Raw genomic sequence first — 21405 nt, 5'->3', positions numbered from 1 at the left:
GCCGCAGCGTTAGCAGCTTACGGCCGCCGTGGCCGAAACTGCCGAAGAAAATACCACAGCTAGCAGCAACGAAAAAGGAGCTTGCCAATCCTTGATGCGTTGTTTTTAATCCTTCCTCACTGTGGCAAATAATGTTTGTACAATATTATCTGATAGTGCCGGTAGCCGTAGCCTTATCACAAAGGGCCATGCCTCTTTCCATCTCACCCTTACCCATATACGACTTTCCGAGCATAAACATAGCAAATGCATTTGTAGGCTGCAAACACAGCACTTTTTCCCACTGAGAAACGGCTGCTTCAAAATCACCTTTGCCATAAAAGGCCTGTGCAAGATTGAAGCCCACCTGCTCGTCGTCTGGCTGTAGTTCCTGTGCTTTCAACAGGCAGGCAATGCCTTTCTCTGTTTCCTGCAACTGCAACCATGCGGCGCCGGTGTTGAACAGAAAAACCGCATCCTGTTTACATCCCAGCGTAGCAGCTTTTTCAAAAGCGCGGACCGCTTTTGCCGGCTCCGTCACATTAAACCACATCATGCCCAGTTCGTACCAGGCTGCGGTATGCGTGCTGTCCAACAACAGGTCCTCCTGATAATAGTGTATGCTTTCCCGGTAGTTGCCCAGCTGTGCGTAGAGTTGCGCCAGCTGATAAGGCACCATTTTATTGCCCGGTTCTTCCTGCAGGGCCTGTTGCAGCGCTTCCAGCGCGTTTTCATACTGATGCAGATAGTAATAACTCAGCCCTATCTGCCGGCTCATATTGGCCGCTCCCAACTGCTGCGCTTTACGGCAACAGAACAGCGCGTCCGTGTATGATTTCTTCTCAAAGTAAATGTCTCCCAGGGCACTATAGGCAGCAGTAAAAGCACTGTCCGCCTTAATGGCCGCGGCGAAGCGCTGGCGGGCAGCTTCATGCTGACCGGATTTCCTGAAGGCAATACCTTCGCGGTAAAGATCACGGGCTTTATCGTACCATTTGTTTAATGGCACCGCGTTGACAGTATGAATGGCCAGGTTGAGCATCACAACAGGCAAACATAGGATAAGGCGAAAGGTCATCATGTGTAGGCTTCCCTACAAAGATAATATTATTTAAATATTTATATATTATATTATTAAGATAATAATAAATTGAATTTCAATATATTGAACTATTTCTCTGTCATATCGGACGCAGAAAACCCTAACGGCAGCAGGTCGTTGGCCTTGCTGATAACATACACCTTCCCGCTCAGTCCACCTAAGATGAGGCGTATCGGGCTATCCTGGCGCAGCTCGTATTCTGCCAGCGTCTGACGGCAAACACCACAGGGCGAAATGGGATGGTCGCTGTCACCATGCATATTGTTATAACTAACGGCAATGGTATCTACCGGCACATCCGGATAGGCTGATGAAGCGGCAGACAAAGCCACTCTTTCAGCACACAGGCCAGCAGGGAAAGCGGCATTCTCCTGGTTGGACCCAGCCACAATTTCTCCATTGACCAGCCGTATCACCGCACCCACCTGAAAATGGGAATAAGGCGCATAAGCATGACGGGTCACATCACGGGCCTCTTTCAGTAACCACGCGTCCCTGTCATCCAGGCCGGTAATATCGTTATATACCCAAAACTCAAATTGTTGCAATTGTTTCTCCATAAAAAAAGTGTGAAGCTGTTACGTATAGCCTTTACCGGGATACGCCTGCAAATCGGGGGCTGTAAAGGGGTAAAGACAACTACGGACCGGCAATATGCCAGTCCGTAATTTACTTTAAAAAATATTTTCAGCCAGTGCTTATTTGATACCTCTGAACAAGCGGCTCCAGCGGATACCGTTGTCACCATAGCTCATCCAGATCAGCCATGCCTTACCCACCACGTGATCTTCCGGAACGAAGCCCCAGAAGCGGGAGTCGAGGGAATTGTTGCGGTTGTCCCCCATCATCCAGTAGTAGTTCATTTTAAAGGTGTAGGAATCCGCAGGCTGACCGTTGATGATAAATTTACCATCTTTCCGTTCCAGCGTATTGCCTTCGTACACGCGGATGGCGCGGTCATATATCGCAATATTGCTGTCATCCAGTTTTATGGTAGCGCCTTTCTTCGGAATATAAAGCGGGCCAAAGTTCTCTTCTGTCCATTTGAAATGCGCGGTATCATGCGGGAACACCATGTTGTAGTTAAAATCAACATAGTTGGACTCTTCGTATACACTGATGTTTTTAACGATCGGGAATTGTTTCAGCGCAGCCACGTTGTCCGGTGTGAGGTTGTACACGTACTTGTTGTTGTCGAACGTATATTCCGGACCGGTAATGCCCAGTTCATCCAGACGGCTGGCATTAAGCTGATCGCCGGTTGTTTCCACTACGTACTTATGCTGGCTGCCAGGAGGCACCGGTGCCGGCTGACCATTCACATATACTACGCCGTGTACGATTTTGAGTGTATCGCCGGCTTCCGCCATACAGCGTTTGATATAGTTTTCCCTTTTATCTACCGGGCGATGAATGATCTGATAGGAATTGTTGACAGCCTGCCAACCGTTCTGCCTTACCATGTTGTAATAACTTGGATCAGGTGCATCGATAGCCACCGTATCTCCTTCAGGGAAGTTAAACACCACCACATCATACCGTTTGATGTCGGAGAAACCCGGGAGGCGTTTGTATTTCCATTTAATGGCTTCAGAATAAGCTTTGGTGGATTTGGTGAACGGCATGGTGTGATGCACAAAAGGCATGGCCAGCGGCGTCATGGGAATCCGGGGGCCGTAACTGATCTTGCTGACGAAAAGGAAATCGTTTACCAGCAAGGTCTTTTCCATGGAAGGTGTAGGAATGGTATAGGCCTCAAAAATAAAAGTGCGGATAAGCGTGGCTGCTATAATAGCAAAGATGCCAGCGTCTAACCATTCTCTCGCCGTAGATTTCTTTTTCTTTGGCTGACCTTCTTTATTTTTTTTCCAAAATGCCAGATTCATTCAATACGCTTATTAGATGCTTAAAAAGGCAAATATAATATTCTGTTGTTAGTGAGTAGCTTTTCCCGGAGAAAAGTTTTCTTAAAAATAGCTTAAATAGTACAGCTATAGCTATTAAAATTAAAAATAATGTTTTAAATCCGCAGTGGGAAATTCCCTGGAGGGTGCCCGTAGCTGATAAGCGGCAGGCAGTAGTGTCAACTAGTCAGGCCCTAAGCGGTGAGCAACGTTTCGCCCAGTATGCGGTTGACTTCTGTGGCCCGGTTGAGCACCATAAAGTGGCCGCCATCGGGAATGAGGTGCGTGGGCTTCACAAAACGGATGGGGAAGGGCATGTCTTTGCCCCCATGGATATGTACCAGGTTTGGCGGCACCATATCGTTTTCCCAGTGCAGGATCGCGTTAACCGCCCATCGGGTATACGTGAAGTCGCTTTTGGTGAGGTATTCCTTTACCAGCTGTCCTTCTTCTTTGCTTTCGATGTTGAGGAACTTCTTCACCACCAGGCCTCTCTGCCGGTAGATGATGGCATCTGGCAGCTGGTGCAGCCGCAGCTTGCGCACCCAGTTATAATACGGCGGCTTTTCAGCAGTATGTTTGATGCTGGACACCAGGATATTTTGTGCGATAGGCCGCACCTTGGCGATCTCGAGGCTCATAATACCGCCAAAAGACACGCCCATCAAAGAAATGGGCCCATCAGCGGTGATGCCTGCCGCCATACGGGAGGCATAACTGCTGATAGGCTCATCGGGAAGCGGGTCTATCCACTTCAGGTGGTGTATGTCATAGCCGGCCGGGAAACGCAGGTTGTTGAAGATGCGTTCGTCAGCCCCAAGGCCACTAATGAGATACAGCTGTCTGGACATATTATTTTCAGATTCAGGAACCTGCTTTTTTTCTTTCGCGGATAGGTACTACAAAGTCTTCTACATCTTCTGTGGTGATGGTTTTGCCGGAGAGGATCACCAGTCTTTCCACCACGTTGCGCAGTTCACGGATATTACCGGACCAGTTGTGGTTTTGCAGCGCTTTCATGGCTTCTTTATCAATTCCTTTGCGGGCGATGCCGTATTCATTGCACACCGCGTCGAGGAAGTTGTCCACCAGCAGCGGCACGTCATCGCGGCGGTCGTTGAGGGATGCCACGTGAATAAGGATAACGCTCAGGCGGTGATAGAGGTCAAGGCGGAAGTTTTTTTCATCCACTTCTTTCAGGAGGTCCTTATTGGTAGCAGCGACCACACGCACGTCCACACTGATTTCCTTGTCGCCGCCCACGCGGGTGATTTTTCCTTCCTGCAGGGCGCGGAGCACTTTAGCTTGTGCGCTGAGGCTCATATCGCCGATTTCGTCGAGGAAAAGGGTACCGCCGCTGGCTTGTTCAAATTTACCGATCCGTTGTTTTACAGCGGAAGTAAAAGAGCCTTTTTCATGACCGAAAAGTTCGCTTTCTATCAGTTCGCTGGGGATAGCAGCACAGTTAACTTCCACCATCGGGCCGGAGGCGCGGTTGCTGCGTTCGTGGAGCCAGCGGGCCACCAGTTCCTTTCCTACGCCGTTTTCACCGGTGATCAGTACACGTGCATCGGTAGGCGCCACCTTCTCGATCGTTTCACGGATTTTCAGGATAGGGGCAGAAGAACCGATCATTTCCGGCACTTTGTTGACCTTGCGGCGCAGGGTCTTCGTTTCCGTCACCAGCTTCGTTTTATCCATAGCGTTACGCAGGGTGATCAACAAGCGGTTCAGGTCCGGTGGTTTAGAGATATAGTCATATGCGCCTTTTTTCACAGCGTCAACGGCAGTATCGATATTACCGTGGCCGGACACCATGATGATAGGCACGTCCTGGTTGATTTCCCGGGCTTTCTCCAGAAATTCCAGGCCATCCATTTTAGGCATTTTGATATCACACAATACAGCATCGTATTGTTTTGCCTGGAACATTTTAAATCCTTCCAAGCCGTCCGCAGCCTCTTCTACCTTATAGCCTTCATAGCTCAGAATTTCAGTGAGTGTTTTACGGATGCTTTTTTCGTCGTCAATAATTAAAATGTTTGCCATAGCGAATGTTGAGATTTATAATACCGGTATAGTCCGGTAGTAATCAGCGCCAAAAATAACGGAGATTTGGCTATTTTTTCATTTTGTATCCGGTTATTTAGATTCTCCAGAAGAATAGTTGCATTAAATCGACGTAAATTGACGATTGGTAATCCCCACCCCGTACAAATATCCGAATATCAACATATCCAAATGAAAAGTCTACTAACTTTACAGGGAATATGAGTAATTTTAGCATACAAACGAATACAGATCTGTAATTCCTTCCGCATATGAGCGATTTTTTGGAAGAACTGAAGCGGAGACACCAATTGGCTGCCGCAAATGCTTATCCCGCCACGAGTGTTGTAAGTGATTTTGCCAATAGTCTGATTAATTGGTTATTCCCCGAACATACCGGCCAGGTGATGGCCGATCCTGTACTATTGAAAGAGTACGGACGCAAGCTGGAGAAACAGCTGGAGACATTGCTGCTGCCAATGCAGCATCAGTTACCCGAAGAAGCGGGCCATATCAGCCGGGCTTTTATGAGCAGGGTACCACTGATCTATGATGAGCTGACCAAAGACGCGAACGCCATTTTCCAGGGCGATCCGGCGGCGACTTGTCTGTATGAAGTGATCCGCGCCTATCCCGGGTTTTATGCCATTGCCTTCTACCGCATGGCGCATGTCCTGTATGAGCTGAAAATCCCGCTGCTGCCCAGGATGATCACGGAGCTGGCGCATGCCCGCACCGGTATTGATATCCATCCCGGAGCAGTGATTGCACCGTTCTTCTGTATAGACCATGGCACCGGTATTGTGATCGGTGAAACCACCGTTATTGGTCAACATGTAAAGCTGTACCAGGGCGTAACACTGGGTGCATTGAGTATTGAAAAAACGATGGCGCGCAGCAAGCGGCACCCCACTATTGAAGAGCATGTGGTGATCTACGCCGGCGCCACCATTCTCGGCGGCGACACGGTGATAGGCCATCACAGTGTTATAGGCGGCAACGTATGGCTGATACGGAGCGTGGAGCCTTTTTCCCGTATCTATTACAAAGCAGAGCATAAATACCTGGAGAGCAATCACGAATAACTACCGATTATGGCAACAATACTGGACCTCGTTGGCAATACGCCAATGGTGGAATTACAACGAATCCCGGAGAACCCGGGCGTTAAAATCTATGCTAAACTGGAAGGTACCAATCCTGGTGGAAGTGTGAAGGACCGGGCTGCATATGGTATGATCAAAGGAGCACTGGACAGGGGCGAGATCAGCAAGGGCACCCGGCTGATAGAAGCCACCAGCGGCAATACCGGCATTGCGCTGGCGATGATCGCCAATTTATTTGGCATCGAGATAGACCTGGTGATGCCGGCCGACTCCACACTGGAGCGGGTGCAGACCATGCAGGCCTATGGCGCCAAAGTGGTGCTGGAAGAATCCATGGAGGCTTCTATTGACTATGCCAATGCACAGGTGGCCAAAGGCGGCTATGTGATGCTGAATCAGTTTGCCAATCCCGATAATTACGGGATGCACTATAAAACCACCGGTCCCGAGATCTGGCGGGACACGGCTGGTAAGATCACCCATTTTGTGAGCGCCATGGGCACTACGGGCACCATAATGGGCGTATCCCGGTACCTGAAGGAGCAGAACCCAACTGTGCAGATTGTGGGCTGTCAACCAACCGATGGCTCCAAAATACCGGGTATCCGTAAATGGCCGGAGGCCTATCTCCCTAAAATATTTGATAAATCGAGGGTAGATGTGACCATGGAGATCGATGAACAGGAGGCCAGGGAGATGACCAAAAGACTGGCGAAGGAAGAAGCCATTTTCTGTGGCATGAGCAGCGGCGGCGCTATGGCAGCAGCATTGCGGCTTTCACGGGAGCTGACCAGCGGTGTGATCGTGGGCATTATTTGTGACCGGGGCGACCGGTACCTGTCGAGCGACTTGTTTGCCTGAACAACTATATAAAAGCAAAAACGGCGAAGAGGATATCTTCGCCGTTTTTTTATATTCCGAAGGGAATTATTTCTTCATGTACATTACTTCTTTCACCAGTTTCACGGTGCGTTCAACATCCGGCATGTACAGCTTCACCAGGTTGGGAGCGTAGTGCATCGGAGCATCAGGAGCAGTGATACGGCGGATCGGAGCGTCCAGGTAGTCGAAACCTTCTTTCTGGATGCGGTAAGCGATTTCAGAAGAAACGCTGGAGAACGGCCATTGTTCTTCCACGATCACCAGGCGGTTGGTTTTCTTCACAGACTCGAGGATGGTGAACCAATCCAGCGGACGGATAGTACGCAGGTCGATCACTTCCGCTTCGATGCCTTCTTTTGCCAGTTCTTCCGCTGCGCCGAGGGCTACTTTCATCATTTTATTGAAAGAAACGATGGTCACGTCTTTACCGGCACGTTTGATGTCAGCTTTACCGATAGGGATGATGTACTCTTCTTCCGGTACTTCGCCCATATCGCCGTACATCACTTCACTTTCCATGAAAACAACCGGATCGTCATCACGGATAGCCGCTTTGAGCAAACCTTTGGCGTCATATGGATTGGAAACGGAGATCACTTTCAGGCCGGGGATGTTAGCATAGTAGCTTTCAAAAGCTGTAGAGTGCTGAGCGCCCAGCTGACCGGCAGAACCGTTAGGTCCGCGGAAAACGATCGGACAGCCAACCTGGCCACCACTCATGGCGAGCATTTTGGAAGCCGTATTCAGGATCTGATCTAAAGCCAGTGTTGCGAAGTTCCAGGTCATAAATTCCACTACCGGGCGAAGGCCGTTCTGAGCAGCACCAACGCCTATGGCAGCAAATCCAAGTTCAGCGATCGGCGTGTCAATCACACGTTTTGGACCAAACTCATCGAGCATTCCCTGGCTCACTTTATAAGCACCATTGTATTCGGCTACTTCCTCCCCCATCAGTAATACCCGTTCATCACGGCGAAATTCCTCCTGCAGGGCTTCTCTTAAGGCTTGTCTGAAAGCTATCTGACGCATGCTATTCTTAATAAAGTTTGAAAGTTTAAGTGCCTGATTGTCGTAAGGCAGGGCAAAAATATTGTTTGTTGACGAAAAAGCAAAGGATTAATAATTAATATGACAGCCCGCCTATAATATTTAGTTATTTTATTATTTTTATATTTTATTATTTTAACATGTGAATTAAACAGGGAAAAGTGAGATTAAAAGGTGGTCGCTGATCAACTCCCGATATCAACATTTCTAAATAATCAAATAAACCAATAATGGTTACACTGACCATTCTCACCATCAGTTTTCTCACGGCCGTATCCTGTAAAATCAAAAAGGTAAAATCACCGGTAGCACTGGCCCTTACCTGGTATGCCCATATCATTTTCCTGTTCTTCTCGATAGTATGTCTGCTGTTGATGATCAATGGATATGGATTTAAAGGCACCCAGACGGAAAGGGTTTTCTTTACACTCTATGCCGGCAGCGGCATGGTCCTTTATGGCCTGAGCAAACCCGGCACCGATGCCCGGTATGCTTACCTGACGGCACTTTTCGGCTTTCCCTTTGTATTATTGTTTGGGCTCATTATCCCTCCACTGCGCATCCTGACACTGGTGGTAACGCTCACCTTATTGTCTGACAGCGACTTTCGCCGGTACACCATCGATGATGACCATGCCCTGCAAAGCAAAACCAGTGGCATTCTGTCGGTAACACCTACCTACAGCCTGATCACGGATAAATACTGGTTGTTTGAAGAAATTACGCCTGACGTGATTAAACCCCAACATGCAATAAGCAATTTGCGGTTAAAGAAAAGGGGAGCTGACAGCGTATTGGTACAATGGGGTTATGGTAAGATGCGAAAAGACACGCTATTGGCACTGGAATAATTTTATCATTTAGTTATTTGATCATTTTGATATTGTGCTATTTCGAGGGAGTCCTTCCAATATCAAAATATCAAAATGATCAAATAACCCAATGATTAAATCTTTTCTATGATCATCGCGCTGGCGCCGCCACCACCATTACAGATGGCAGCCAGCCCATAGCGGGCATTGTTTTCATGCAGGATGGAATTGAGTGTTACCACTATCCTGGCGCCACTGCAACCGATCGGGTGTCCCATGGCTACTGCACCGCCCCATACATTCACTTTGTCCAATGGCATGTTCAGGTCTTTGGCATTGGCAATGGGCACGCAGGAGAAAGCTTCGTTTACCTCTGCAAAATCCATGTCAGTGATTTTCAGGTTAGCTTTGGCCAGCGCTTTTTCCGCGGCTTTCACCGGGGTGGTGGTAAACCATTCCGGCGCCTGGTTGGCATCGGCAAAGCTGATAATTTTAGCCAGTGGCTTCAGGCCCAGCTCCTTCAGTTTCTCGCCGCTTACCAGTACCACAGCTGCAGCACCATCATTGATATTGGAGGCATTGGCAGCAGTGATAGTGCCATCTTTCTGGAAAGTAGGTTTCAGGGTAGGCACTTTTTCAAGGATCACCTTTTTATAGTCTTCATCTTCTGATACGGTTACCACTGTTTTACCAGGTATTTCCACCGGCACCACTTCTTTTTTGAAGTATCCTTTTTCCCAGGCTACTGCCGCACGGCGATAACTTTCAATGGCGTAGGCATCCTGGTCTTCCCGGGTGATCTTATATTCCGCGGCACAAAGCTCTGCAGCGTTGCCCATGTGGAAATCTTTGTAAGGGTCCCAGAGGCCGTCCCGGATGATGCCGTCGATCACAGCGCCAGGGCCGAGCTTATAACCGGTACGGGCTTTATCCAGGTAATAAGGCACGCCGCTCATGTTTTCCATGCCGCCGGCCACCACAATATCATTGTCACCCAGCAGGATGCTCTGAGCGCCCATCATAATGGCTTTCATACCGGAAGCACATACCTTGTTGACACCGGTACAGGGCACGGTATTCGGTAAACCCGCACCCAGGCTCGCCTGTGTGGCAGGCGCCTGCCCCAGGTTAGCACTGATCACGTTGCCCATATATACCTCATTCACTTTAGCAGCATCAATTCCTGCCTGCTCCAGTGCAGCTTTGATCACGGTAGAACCCAGTTTTACGGCCGAAACGCCGGACAGTGTGCCGTTGAAACCACCAATAGGCGTACGGACTGCGGCTACTATAAAAACTTCTTTCATCTGTTTATTAAGATTGATTTGGCTTGTTTTGATAATCTACCAAATATAAGGAAAGCTGATTTGGAAAAAACAACAGGCGAATAACGAATTTTGAGCGAAAAACAGCAAATACTGAAAGCTGTTTAATGTATCACCCGGGATTCGTTATCCGCCTGCTTTAAATGCCTGTTTTTATTGATTTTATTGAATACTTATCAATACCGGCTTTTGTTTCTCCCTGCCGCTCACCTTGCACATAATACAATCCTTTCGGCATATGGCTGAGGTCCATCGCCCATGGGAAGCTGACGATGTTCGTCACAACAGGCTCTCCTGCCCTGCACCGGGTATTGGGCCGTTGTCTGCGTTGGCTAACTGTATCGTATATACGTTATCCGTCGGTGGCATACCGGGCGTTATACACCCAGTCAGCCCGATAGCCCTGCCGCCCTGATCCGTCATCAAGATCTACGGCACAGCAGTCCACATCAGTGTAAGGGTATGGCACATTAAACCGGAAGGTAGCCCTGTTATCAATCGTTGTTATTTTGGGCATTGCTGCCGAATCATGCCCGGTAGTCAACTCAAAAAATAAAACAAACAATAGTAAAAGTCTATTCATATAGGGATCGGTATAGGTAAGCAAAAAAAATCGCATAAAATTATATATAATTTAAACAAGATTTATGTTTTCCTACCATTTGATAAGTTGACCATATTCCCGCTCCGGAGAAATTACCGTATGTTTGCAGTTGCATTGATCAAACCGTGATATCTCAACAATCCATACAACAGATCCTTGGCCGCATTGATATTGTGGAGATAGTGGGTTCTTTTGTGAAACTGAAAAAAAGAGGCGCTAACTACATGGGCCTCTGCCCGTTTCACAACGAGAAATCCCCTTCTTTCACCGTATCTCCCAGCAAAGAGATCTATAAGTGTTTTGGCTGTGGCAAAAGTGGCAACGCCATCAGCTTTGTCATGGAGCATGAGAAGTACTCCTATGTGGAAGCCATCAAATGGCTGGCACAGAAGTACCAGGTAGAGATTGAAGAAACAGAGGTGAGCCCCGAGCTGCGGCAGCATCAGCTGATGTCCGACAGCCTGTTCATTATCAACGGTTTCGCCCGGGAATATTTTACCGACACCCTGTTTAACTCAGACGAAGGACAGAATGTAGGGTTAAGTTATTTTGAAGAACGTGGTTTCACCGAGGAGACCGTCCGCAAATTCCAGCTGGGCTACTGTCTCAATCAACGTGACACCTTTGCCCAAACAGCGCTGGCCAAAGGCTACAACCTCGAGTATCTTCAGAAGACCGGGCTGGTGACCATTCGTAACGAGCAACCCGCCGACAACTACCGCGGCAGGGTCATCTTCCCGATACATAACCAGTCGGGCAAGATCCTCGGCTTCGGCGCCCGTATCCTGGTCAAATCAGACCGGGCCCCCAAGTACATCAACTCCCCCGAGAACGAGATTTACGTGAAGAGCCGGGTACTGTATGGTACCTATTTTGCGCGGCATGCCATTGATAAACTCAATGAATGCCTGCTGGTAGAAGGTTATACCGACGTAATCTCCCTGCACCAGGCAGGTGTGGAGAACGTGGTGGCCTCCAGCGGCACCTCCCTCACGCAGGACCAGCTGCGGCTCATTAAAAAATACACCAACAACCTCACCATTATCTATGATGGTGACAGCGCCGGTATCAAAGCAGCGCTGCGCGGCCTCGATATGGCCGTGGAAGAAAGCCTCAACGTAAAACTGGTACTGCTGCCCGACAAAGAAGACCCGGACAGTTATGTACAGCGCATCGGAGCCGTCGCCTTCCGCACATTCATTGAGGAGAACAAGCAGGACTTCGTGCTGTTCAAACTGCAATTAAGCATGCAGGAAGCCGGCAACGACAGTACTAAAAAATCACAGCTGGTCAACGAGATCGCGGAAACCATTTCCAAGATCGATAAAGCCGAAGATTTCACCCGGCAGCAGGACTATATCCGTCAGTGCAGCCAGTTGCTCAAAATCGATGAGCAGGGGCTCATAGCGCTCGTCAATAAGTTCATCCGGGAGAGGCTGGTCAAACGGGAGCAGGCCATAGCCCGCAATACGCCATCGCCAGCAGAGCAGGACGACGTGCTGAGCGAAGAGGCCATTGCCGCCATGGAAGCCGCCGAAACCGGTGTCTCCATTTCCTCGTTGCTCAACAAGGATGAAAAGCAGGAGAAGGAACTGGTGAAAATATTGCTGCGTTTTGGCGACAAACCGTTTAGTGAAGAAGAAAACAGTACGGTAGCCGATTATATTTTCCATCTCCCTTATGATTTTGAATCACTGGCAGACAGTGAGATGGTGAAACGTATCCTCCGGGAATACAAACAGTTGTACGACGAAGGCAGTCTGCCTGATAAAAAATGGTTCCTGTACCACCAGGACCCCGATATGAGCAAGTATACCGCGCTGATACTGGAAGATAAAGAAGCTGACTTAAGCGTTAACTGGAAGGAGCGGTTCGAGATTGATACCGTTTATGGCGATAATGCCTATCTGAAAGACACTATATCTACCACCAACTATCTTATTCTCCGGAAGATCAAAAAGCTGATCACGGAAAACCAGGAGGAAGCGGAGAAAGCCACCGAAATGGAGCAGGTGATGCGCTGCCTTGAGATGCAGGTACACCTGAAGGCCCTGGAAAAGGAGCTTACCCAGGGCCTCGGTACCGTTATTTTCAAATAGATTTTACTGATTGCGTTCCCATACCTGGAATGAGAAAGGATGATCGTTCTTTTCATCCGCTTCGTGGCGTTTGTCGCTCACGAGTGTCCATTCGTTGCCATGGACGGCAGGGAAAAATGCGTCTCCCGGCACCACTGCGTATACCCGTGTGAGGTAGATACGGTCTACCAGGTGCCAGGCCTGTTCAAATATCTGGGAACCGCCGGTGATAAAGAGTTCATCGCCGTCGAATGTTTTTGCTTTGGCAATGGCCTCATCGATGGAAGCCACCACGTACACGCCTTCCGGCTGAAAATCCGTTTGCCGTGTGATGACGATGTTAGGTCTTCCTGGCAGCGGTTTTCCGAGCGATTCGAACGTTTTTCTTCCCATGACAATGGGTTTGCCCAGCGTAGTGCTTTTAAAGTACTTCAAGTCGGTAGACAAGCGCCAGGGCAACTGGTTGTTGATGCCGATCACATTGTTTTCTGATGCGGCCACTATAATGGATACCCTCATATCAGATCGCTACAGGTGCTTTAATTGCAGGATGGAACTGGTAATCCACCAGTTCGAAGTCCTCATATTTGAATGCGAACAGGTCTTTCACGTCCGGGTTTATTTTCATGACCGGCAGTGGGAAAGGTGTTCTGGTCAGCTGCAGTTGTGCTTGTTCCATGTGGTTGCTGTACAGGTGTACATCTCCGAAGGTATGGATAAAGTCACCCGCATCGAGGTCACACACCTGCGCCATCATCATGGTGAGGAGCGCGTAGGAGGCAATATTAAAAGGTACGCCAAGGAATACGTCAGCGCTGCGCTGATAAAGCTGGCAGCTGAGTTTGCCCCTGGTTTCGCCTTTGGCAGCATCGGGAGGTGTTACGTAAAACTGAAACAGGCAGTGGCAGGGGCTGAGCGCCATTTTAGTGAGGTCGCCCACATTCCAGGCATTCACAATAATGCGGCGGGAGTCCGGGTTCTTTTTAATGGTGTCTACCGCGATGGTGATCTGGTCGATCGTTTCACCGGAGGTGGTTTCCCAGCTGCGCCACTGTTTACCGTATACGGGGCCCAGATCGCCATTAGCGTCTGCCCATTCGTCCCATATGCTCACCCCATGTTCTTTCAGCCAGGCGATATTGGTATCACCTTTCAGGAACCACAGCAGTTCATATATAATGGACTTCAGGTGTAATTTCTTGGTCGTCACCAGCGGAAAGCCTTTGCTAAGGTCGAACCTCATCTGATAACCGAAACAGCTGGTGGTACCGGTACCGGTGCGGTCAGTTTTAACGGCGCCTTCCTTGATAATATGTTGTAATAAAGTGAGATATTGTTCCATAATCAGGCGGCAAGTTACGAGAAAAATATAACCTAAATAAGTCAAACAAAAAAAGTGAAAGTCAGCCTGATTTTTCGTAAACTGACATTCAAAATAGCCAACAGTTACAACAAAGCTTATAGACGACTACGAAGACCACTACCGGGAGGTGCGCCCTGATATTGAAAAGCCCTGATATTCGCCAACAACGGTAGCAGAAGATAAGATTGACTCAACCAAAATCGAACTCAAACGAAAACACCATATTTCCCCGTTCACCAAAATCTTAATTACGCTATCGTGATTACGCCACCATCATTTTAATCTAAACCAATTTTCGTGCTATGCTTCTACCAAAATCCAGTATGCTGGTGCTGCTGTGCTTATGCAGTACACTTGCCTTATTTGCGCAACAAAACATTTCGGGCAGGATCAAGGATGCCACCCATGGCAATGCCATCCCCGGCGCCACTGTGCGCGTGCCCAACAGTAACAAGGGAACCATTACGGACATGGACGGCAAATACACGATCAGTGTACCGGCAGCGGTATCTAAGCTGATCGTTAGTTATACCGGCTACAAAACACAGACCGTATCTATCCCTCCCGGTGCCACCACACTGAATATTTCACTGGAGGAAGATTTTGCCCGGCTGGACGAGATCGTGGTGACCGGCCTGGCGACCAATATCAAACGCAGCAATCTGGCCAATGCCGTAGCCACCATTTCAGGCAAGGAACTGAATGGCGTGGCGCCGGCACAGACCTTTGATGCCGCCCTCAGCGGCAAGGTGCCCGGCGCACTGATCACCGCCAACTCCGGCGCTCCCGGTGGCGGTATTTCCGTGAAGCTCCGTGGTATCACCTCTGTGTTCGGTAACTCACAGCCGTTGTACGTAGTAGACGGTGTCTTCTTCAACAACAGTAGTATCCCCGCCGGCCTGAATGATGTTACCGGCGCCGCTACTTCCGGCAACCCCAACAACCAGGACAACCCGTCCAGCCGTATCGCCGACCTCAACCCGGAAGACATTGAGAACATAGAAGTGCTCAAAGGGGCTTCCGCAGCAGCCATGTATGGCGCCAAAGCAGCAGCAGGCGTTATCGTGATCACCACTAAAAAAGGTAAAGCCGGTAAAACCAGGGTGACTTTCAACCAGGAAGTGGGCTTTGCAAAAGTGCGCCATCTCGTGGGCGTGCGGCAATTTACCGCCGAAACAGCCGCCGATTTGGGAGGTAGCGCCAGCAGCACCGATCCCGATGTGATCGCCGCCCGCGCAGCCATGAAAGCACAGTTTGAAGCCGCCAAGGCTGCCGGAAAAATCTATGACTATGAAAAGGAAATGTTTGGTCAAACCGGCCTCATTCTTAATACCGGCGTAGCCCTCAGCGGTGGTTCAGAAAAAACCACGTTCTATATGGCCGGCAACCGCAGACAGGAAAATGGTATCGTAAAAGGTACCGGCTACTTCAACAACTCATTCCGCCTGAATGTAGACCACAAAATAAATGATCGTTTATCCGTTGGCGTTACTACCAACTTTATTAACTCCTCTTCCGACAGAGGTGTTACCAACAACGATAACAACGGTGTATCCCTTGGTGTGGCCCTTTCCACCACCCCGGGATTTGTGGAGCTGCATCCCAACGCTCTTGGTGAATACCCACGCAACGCGTTCGCCGCATCCAACCCGATAGAAACACGGGATAAGATGATGAACAACGAAGGCGTGAATCGTTTTGTAGGCGGCGGCAACATCGAATACCGTATCCAGCAAAGTAACCACTCCTCTACGAAAGTTGCTGTCAGAGCGGGTGTGGACTACTTCAACCTGAAAACCATCGCCGTATTCCCACGCGACCTTCAGTTTGAGGAAAAAGCCCAGCAGGGCCATTCCATCCAGGGTAATACCAACAACATCAACACCAACCTCCTGGGCTTTGTGGCCAACACCTGGACACCGAGTGAAAAACTCAGTCTCACCAGCACCGCCGGCGCCACCCTGGAAACAGGTTACCTGGACAATATCGTGACCGTGGCCACCAATCTCGTGTCCGGCCAAACCAACCTCGATGCCAGCGGTAACACCAGCACCCGCCAGTTCCGGCAGAAATACCGTGACAACGGTATCTTTGCCCAGGAAGACCTCTCCCTGATGGATGCCTTCACCATCAGTGCCGGCGTGCGTTTTGACCGTTCCACCAACAATGGTGATTATCTCAAATATTATGTCTTCCCCAAAGGTGCCTTCTCCTGGAACATCTCCAAAATGCCTTTCTGGCACGTAGATAAAGTAGACAACCTGAAAGTACGCATCGCCTATGGCCAGTCTGGTAACGTACCGCCCTACGGCAGTAAATTCACCGGCATGATCGGCAGCAACATCGGTGGTTTCCCCGGTGTACTGGTAGACAACCTGCTGGGCAACCCGAACATCAAACCGGAAAGACAGTCAGAACTGGAAACCGGTATCGACTTCAGCCTGTTCAACGGCCGTGTGTCGCTTGAAGCTACTTACTATAACAAACGTATCTACGACGTATTGTTAAGGCATGCCACCCCCTCTTCCACCGGCTATGCAACAGAATGGAAGAACAGTGGCGACCTTACCAACAGCGGTGTGGAACTGGGTCTGACCGTTATCCCTGTCAATACCGCCAAATTCAAATGGACATCCAATATCAACTGGTGGCGGAACCGTTCCAAAATGACCAAACTGATCATTCCGCCTTATGCTATTGGTGCGTTCGGCGCCTCACTGGGAACTTTTTACCTGGAAGAAGGACAACCTGTTACCCAGATCAAAGGTATTGTCAACAAACAGCTGGTACTGATTGGTAATTCAGAACCGAAATTCCAGATGAGTTTTTACAATGACCTTACTTTCCTGAAGAACTTCTCTGTACGTTTTCTCATTCACTGGAAGAAAGGTGGAGACAACATCAACCTGAGCCAGTTGCTCAATGACGGTGGCGCCACTTCTCCCGATTATGATGACCTGATCAACGGCGTGAAAGCCGGTGCATACAGGCCCGGAGCCGGTGCCGGTGTGTATGTGCAGGACGCTTCCTATGTGCGTATCCGTGAGATCGGTCTTTATTACAACGTTCCGCTGAAGAATACCAAAACCATTAAAGGTATCCGGCTGGGCGTTTCCGCCAATAACTTTTTCACCTGGACAAAATATGTGGGATATGATCCGGAAGTATCCAACTTCGGCAGCAACACCATTACCACTGCGCAAAGCCGCGGCAGCAACGGTTTATCTACCGGCGTGGACGTAATGCCTTTCCCGTCCAACAAAAGGGCCAGCTTCCACTTAGGCATCGATTTCTGATCATTATCTGACTATTAAAACTGTAACAAATGAAGAAGCTTATTATATACCTGTCCGGCGTCCTGCTCGCCCTGAGTGCCTGCCAGAAAGGAGAAATCAACAGTCTGAATACACCGGTGGTAGGCGGCATCGTCGTCAATCCCAGCCGGAGTGATCTTTTTAACCTGGTTACCGGTGCAGAATCCGGGTTACGCAACAGCTTCGGCACCTACCTCGACGGTTTTGGCGTACTGGGACGCGAGCAATACCGCTTCTCCGGCTCCGAGCCACGCTGGACAACCGATATGCTGGGTGGAGGTTCCAAAGAGCTGGACAACAATACATTCTACATCACCAATCCGTTTGCGGCCCGGTACCAGGTGGCCCGCCAGTGTTTTATCCTCATGCAGGCGCTGAAGACCACCCGTACCGAAGTAGCCAGCGACGCGCAGAAAAAAGCCTTCCAGGGTTTTGCAGAAACGCTGATCGGTTATCAGTTGCTGCTGAACATCAACATGACGGATTCCAACGGCGCCAGAATCCCGGTGGCTGACAATGCCAACCTGGGACCTATCATCACCAATCCGGGCATTGTCCTGGACTCTGTGCTGAAATTCCTTGATGCCGGCAAAGCAGACCTCACCGGAGCTGAAGTGCTCTTCCCGCTCTCCGACGGCTTCGCCGGTTTCAAAGATGCTGCCGGACTGCTGAAATTCAACCGGGCTATTGCCGCAAGGGTGCACATCTACCGGAAAAACTGGGCCGCCGCACTGACAGCCCTGAATGAATCTTTCTTTGACCTGAACGGTCCTTTTACCAAAGGAGTATTCAGTGCTTACTCCACCAATGGTGGCGACTTGATAAACCCCATGTACCTGCAGCCTAATGCTACCGGGGAAGTAAGGGTAGCACATCCTTCGTTTGCCACGGATATCATAGCGGGTGATGACCGTATCACCAAAACGGCGCTGCGTACCTCTCCCGTAAGCAGCGTGGGCCTCACCGGCAACCGCGATCTGACACTCTGGCCTACCCTGAGCAGCCCCATCTCCATTATCCGGAATGAGGAACTGGTCCTGATTTATGCCGAAGCCAAAATACAACTGGGACAATTCCCGGATGCCGTTGTGGCGCTTAACAGGATCAGGACAGGCCATAACCAGACTCCTTACGCCGGTGCTCTCACAACAGACGCGCTCATCACCGAGCTGCTCTATCAGCGCCGCTATTCCCTGTTCATGGAAGGCCACCGCTGGATAGATATGCGCAGGTACAACCGGCTTAACCAGCTGCCTGTAGACAGAGCAGGCGACGATGTCTGGTCACGGTATCCAATACCGATGAACGAAGCCAACAACTGATAGCCATGATGATTGCTGATTTCCCTGATTAGCGAAGATCGAAGCGAACAGCAATAAAAAGCTGACACGACAAAAGAGAGAATACCGCTTGATATGTTATCAAGCGGTATTCTCTCTTTTTTATGCTTTATAATCTTGTTATTACCGATCTGATCTTCGCTAATCAGGGAAATCAGCAATCATCATGGCCATCACAGTTATATGCCGCGTCTCTTCATTTCTTTTCTTATCAGCGACAGTTCGCGGCCCATTTGACCGGCAATGGAGGTGTTTTCCTGTGCTCTGCGGATCAGGTAAGGCATCACGTCTTTTACCGGGCCATATGGCAGGTATTTAGTGACCGTATAGCCTGCATGCGCCAGGTTGAAGGTAATATTATCGCTCATACCCAGCAGCTGTGAGAAGCTGACATGCGGATGGTTGTGCGGGATATTTTTTTCATCCATGGTACGGGCAGCGAGCATACAGCTGTTTTCGTTGTGCGTGCCGAAGAATACCCCCAGCTTGTCCAGGTGCTCCAGGCAGAACTGTACTGCAGCATTGTAATCTTTATCTGTAGCTTCTTTGCTGGGCTGGATAGGTGTCGGGTAGTTGTTCTCGGCCGCGCGTTTGTTTTCCTTTTCCATATAGGCGCCACGTACCAGTTTAGCCCCAAGCAGGTAACCTTCTTTAGCAGCTTTTTCCAGTGACTTTTGCAAGAAGGGGTAACGGTCGTGGCAATACATCTGGAAAGTATTGTACACGATCACTTCATGACGGTTGAACAGCGACATCATTTCATCCGTCAGGTCATCTACCGGTTTTTGTATCCATGACTCTTCCGCATCGATCAGCAGGCCTACCTTATACTGGGCAGCCGCTTCCGACACCGAATGAACGCGGGAACGGACACGGATATACTCCTGTTGTTCTGGTGGGGTGAGGGTGTCGCCACAGTGTACTTTTTCGAGCAGCTCAAAGCGGGCAAAGCCGGTGATCTTGATCGCGATGAACGGAATATCCGGTTTGCTGGCCGCATACTGGATGGCCCGGATAAATTCAGGTACCGCATGATCGTAGCTTTCTTCGCCTTCCATGGCTTCCACGCCATAGTCGAGCACTACGCCCACATGGTAATTTCCCAGTTGCAGCGCCGTGTGTGCCGCCTCATCCAGGGATTCCCCCCCGCAGAACTGGGAGAATATCGTGCTTTTGATAATGCCTTTGATCGGTAGTCTGAGTTTGAACGCCAGCGGAGTGAGTGCTGCGCCCATTTTCACCAGCCACGGCTTTCCGATGTTGCTGAACAGAAAGTTGGCTTTTTTTAACGCCTTGTCGGTCTTTGCCTCAAATGCAATAGCCGTATTATCGAATGATAAAGTTAGCTGCTTTTCCATGAGGCGCAAAGTTAGGGTGCGCCTGCATCCTAAACAAAAATCATTATAATATCAGCAGATATTTTTAATAGCATAAACCGATATTGTCTATTGCTTTTCAAAAATTGCTGCCCGCGAAAAAGTGGACTGTACCGGGACAGAATTTATCCGGTAGCATTCTATCAAATATGTTATCATCTACATATAATATCTAAACATTATACCGAAAAAAAAATCCGGGAATGGTACCAGCGCTCCTGTTAAACGAGGGGAAATCTTGCCCGGAGCAGTTTATTTGTTTATTTTTAGGCTTTTCTGTTGACAAACACCCGGAAATATGAAGAAATCCCGTACTTGGCTTTATGCATTGATTTTAGTGGCTTTAGGCGTTATCGTTTTACTGACCTGGAAATTGCGGGAGCCAGCGTCACCGAAAACACCGGTGAATACGATTGCTGATTTAAAAGCTCCGGGCGTCCAGTATCAACAGCATGAGGGAAAGACTGGCAGCCGTACCGAAATCACTTTGCCTGACAGCACGACCGTGATCCTGAATTCCGCGTCTACCCTCCATGTTCCGGCAGATTACGCTTCCGGCAACCGTTCCGTTATCCTTGACGGAGATGCTTTTTTTGATGTGAAGCCTGGCAAAGACAGTTTCACCGTCACCAGCGCCATCCTCAAGGCCACCGTACTGGGCACCTCTTTCCGGATGCGTTCTTTTACCAGCCAGCAGGGAGCAACCTACTATCAGCTGAAAGGTTCCAGCCGGGTGGGCAAGTCCTATCATTCTTCCACCGACAATCAACCGGAAGTGCTGGAACGCGGACAAATGGTATTGGCCAACCGTGAGATAGACCTGATGGAAAAAGAAACCTACCATCCCGAAGAGCTGGAAACCTGGCTCTCCGATATCCTTCGCATCCAGAATGCCAATCCAATGGCCGTATCCCGCATACTGGAGGACTGGTTTGGCGTGGAAGTGGAAATGCGAGGCGATGCATCCAAAGCCCGTGTCATTACAGAAGCGCTCTTCTTCAACGCTTCCCTCGATGATGTGCTCAGTAATCTCAGCGACCAGCAAGGCTTTAAATACAAAGTTGACAAGAACAAAGTGATACTCAACTTTTAGTATATCCATCAACGTTATTAAGGCCCGGCGT

18 protein-coding genes are annotated in these 21405 nt (G+C 49.4%); 7 read left to right on the top strand and 11 right to left on the bottom strand.

What is annotated here, in order from left to right; translation table 11 throughout:
- Positions 1-145: 145 nt before the first annotated feature.
- The 5 genes from HHL17_RS10625 to HHL17_RS10605 all read right to left on the bottom strand — a co-directional run bounded on the left by HHL17_RS10625 (position 146) and on the right by HHL17_RS10605 (position 5034).
- Entirely contained in the window at positions 146-1060 is a 915-nt protein-coding gene (locus HHL17_RS10625; protein WP_169224695.1) for a tetratricopeptide repeat protein, read from the bottom strand.
- 89 nt (positions 1061-1149) lie between these two features.
- The gene (locus HHL17_RS10620) at positions 1150-1641 is read right to left on the bottom strand and encodes a cytidine deaminase (RefSeq protein WP_169224694.1); all 492 of its coding nucleotides are present in this window, start codon (positions 1639-1641) and stop codon (positions 1150-1152) included.
- A gap of 138 nt (positions 1642-1779) precedes the next feature.
- Positions 1780-2967, bottom strand: coding sequence for a signal peptidase I (gene lepB, locus HHL17_RS10615; RefSeq protein WP_169224693.1), 1188 nt, complete (start codon positions 2965-2967; stop codon positions 1780-1782).
- A 212-nt stretch (positions 2968-3179) separates the two neighbouring features.
- The gene (locus tag HHL17_RS10610; protein ID WP_169224692.1) at positions 3180-3836 is read right to left on the bottom strand and encodes an alpha/beta hydrolase; all 657 of its coding nucleotides are present in this window, start codon (positions 3834-3836) and stop codon (positions 3180-3182) included.
- Positions 3837-3849: 13 nt separating this feature from the next.
- Positions 3850-5034, bottom strand: coding sequence for a sigma-54-dependent transcriptional regulator (locus HHL17_RS10605; protein WP_169224691.1), 1185 nt, complete (start codon positions 5032-5034; stop codon positions 3850-3852).
- Positions 5035-5306: 272 nt separating this feature from the next.
- Between HHL17_RS10605 and HHL17_RS10600 the strand changes: the two genes are divergently transcribed.
- Both HHL17_RS10600 and cysM read left to right on the top strand, forming a co-directional pair.
- Positions 5307-6119, top strand: a complete 813-nt coding sequence (locus tag HHL17_RS10600) for a serine O-acetyltransferase (protein ID WP_169224690.1) — start codon at positions 5307-5309, stop codon at positions 6117-6119.
- Positions 6120-6128: 9 nt separating this feature from the next.
- Entirely contained in the window at positions 6129-7001 is an 873-nt protein-coding gene (gene cysM / locus HHL17_RS10595) for a cysteine synthase CysM (RefSeq protein ID WP_169224689.1), read from the top strand.
- A gap of 66 nt (positions 7002-7067) precedes the next feature.
- Here cysM and HHL17_RS10590 read toward each other — a convergent pair whose 3' ends face one another.
- Positions 7068-8051, bottom strand: coding sequence for a pyruvate dehydrogenase complex E1 component subunit beta (locus HHL17_RS10590; protein ID WP_078672086.1), 984 nt, complete (start codon positions 8049-8051; stop codon positions 7068-7070).
- Between the two features lie 248 nt (positions 8052-8299).
- On the opposite strand from HHL17_RS10590, the gene HHL17_RS10585 reads away from it, so the two are divergent.
- Positions 8300-8920, top strand: a complete 621-nt coding sequence (locus HHL17_RS10585) for a hypothetical protein (protein WP_169224688.1) — start codon at positions 8300-8302, stop codon at positions 8918-8920.
- A gap of 95 nt (positions 8921-9015) precedes the next feature.
- Here the strand turns inward: HHL17_RS10585 and HHL17_RS10580 are convergent, their stop codons facing one another.
- Positions 9016-10188, bottom strand: a complete 1173-nt coding sequence (locus HHL17_RS10580) for an acetyl-CoA C-acyltransferase (protein WP_169224687.1) — start codon at positions 10186-10188, stop codon at positions 9016-9018.
- Between the two features lie 370 nt (positions 10189-10558).
- The gene (locus HHL17_RS10575; protein WP_169224686.1) at positions 10559-10789 is read right to left on the bottom strand and encodes a hypothetical protein; all 231 of its coding nucleotides are present in this window, start codon (positions 10787-10789) and stop codon (positions 10559-10561) included.
- Positions 10790-10935: 146 nt separating this feature from the next.
- On the opposite strand from HHL17_RS10575, the gene dnaG reads away from it, so the two are divergent.
- Complete coding sequence (gene dnaG, locus HHL17_RS10570) at positions 10936-12909, top strand: DNA primase (protein ID WP_169224685.1); 1974 nt, start codon at positions 10936-10938, stop codon at positions 12907-12909.
- Positions 12910-12912: 3 nt separating this feature from the next.
- Here the strand turns inward: dnaG and HHL17_RS10565 are convergent, their stop codons facing one another.
- Positions 12913-13407 carry a dihydrofolate reductase gene (locus HHL17_RS10565; protein WP_169224684.1) on the bottom strand — a complete coding sequence of 165 codons (495 nt, stop codon included), beginning with the start codon at positions 13405-13407 and terminating at the stop codon, positions 12913-12915.
- A 1-nt stretch (position 13408) separates the two neighbouring features.
- The gene (locus tag HHL17_RS10560; RefSeq protein WP_169224683.1) at positions 13409-14230 is read right to left on the bottom strand and encodes a thymidylate synthase; all 822 of its coding nucleotides are present in this window, start codon (positions 14228-14230) and stop codon (positions 13409-13411) included.
- A gap of 323 nt (positions 14231-14553) precedes the next feature.
- Between HHL17_RS10560 and HHL17_RS10555 the strand changes: the two genes are divergently transcribed.
- A complete protein-coding gene (locus tag HHL17_RS10555) occupies positions 14554-17547 on the top strand; it encodes a SusC/RagA family TonB-linked outer membrane protein (protein WP_169224682.1) in 2994 nt (997 codons plus the stop codon).
- 29 nt (positions 17548-17576) lie between these two features.
- Entirely contained in the window at positions 17577-18887 is a 1311-nt protein-coding gene (locus HHL17_RS10550) for a RagB/SusD family nutrient uptake outer membrane protein (protein WP_169224681.1), read from the top strand.
- A gap of 197 nt (positions 18888-19084) precedes the next feature.
- Here HHL17_RS10550 and HHL17_RS10545 read toward each other — a convergent pair whose 3' ends face one another.
- The gene (locus tag HHL17_RS10545; protein ID WP_169224680.1) at positions 19085-20263 is read right to left on the bottom strand and encodes a proline dehydrogenase family protein; all 1179 of its coding nucleotides are present in this window, start codon (positions 20261-20263) and stop codon (positions 19085-19087) included.
- 316 nt (positions 20264-20579) lie between these two features.
- Between HHL17_RS10545 and HHL17_RS10540 the strand changes: the two genes are divergently transcribed.
- Complete coding sequence (locus tag HHL17_RS10540; RefSeq protein WP_169224679.1) at positions 20580-21374, top strand: FecR family protein; 795 nt, start codon at positions 20580-20582, stop codon at positions 21372-21374.
- Positions 21375-21405 lie beyond the last annotated feature (31 nt).

Source organism: Chitinophaga fulva, assembly GCF_012927205.1.
In the GTDB taxonomy this organism is placed as follows: domain Bacteria; phylum Bacteroidota; class Bacteroidia; order Chitinophagales; family Chitinophagaceae; genus Chitinophaga; species Chitinophaga fulva.
This window is presented reverse-complemented; position numbering and strand designations above follow the sequence as displayed.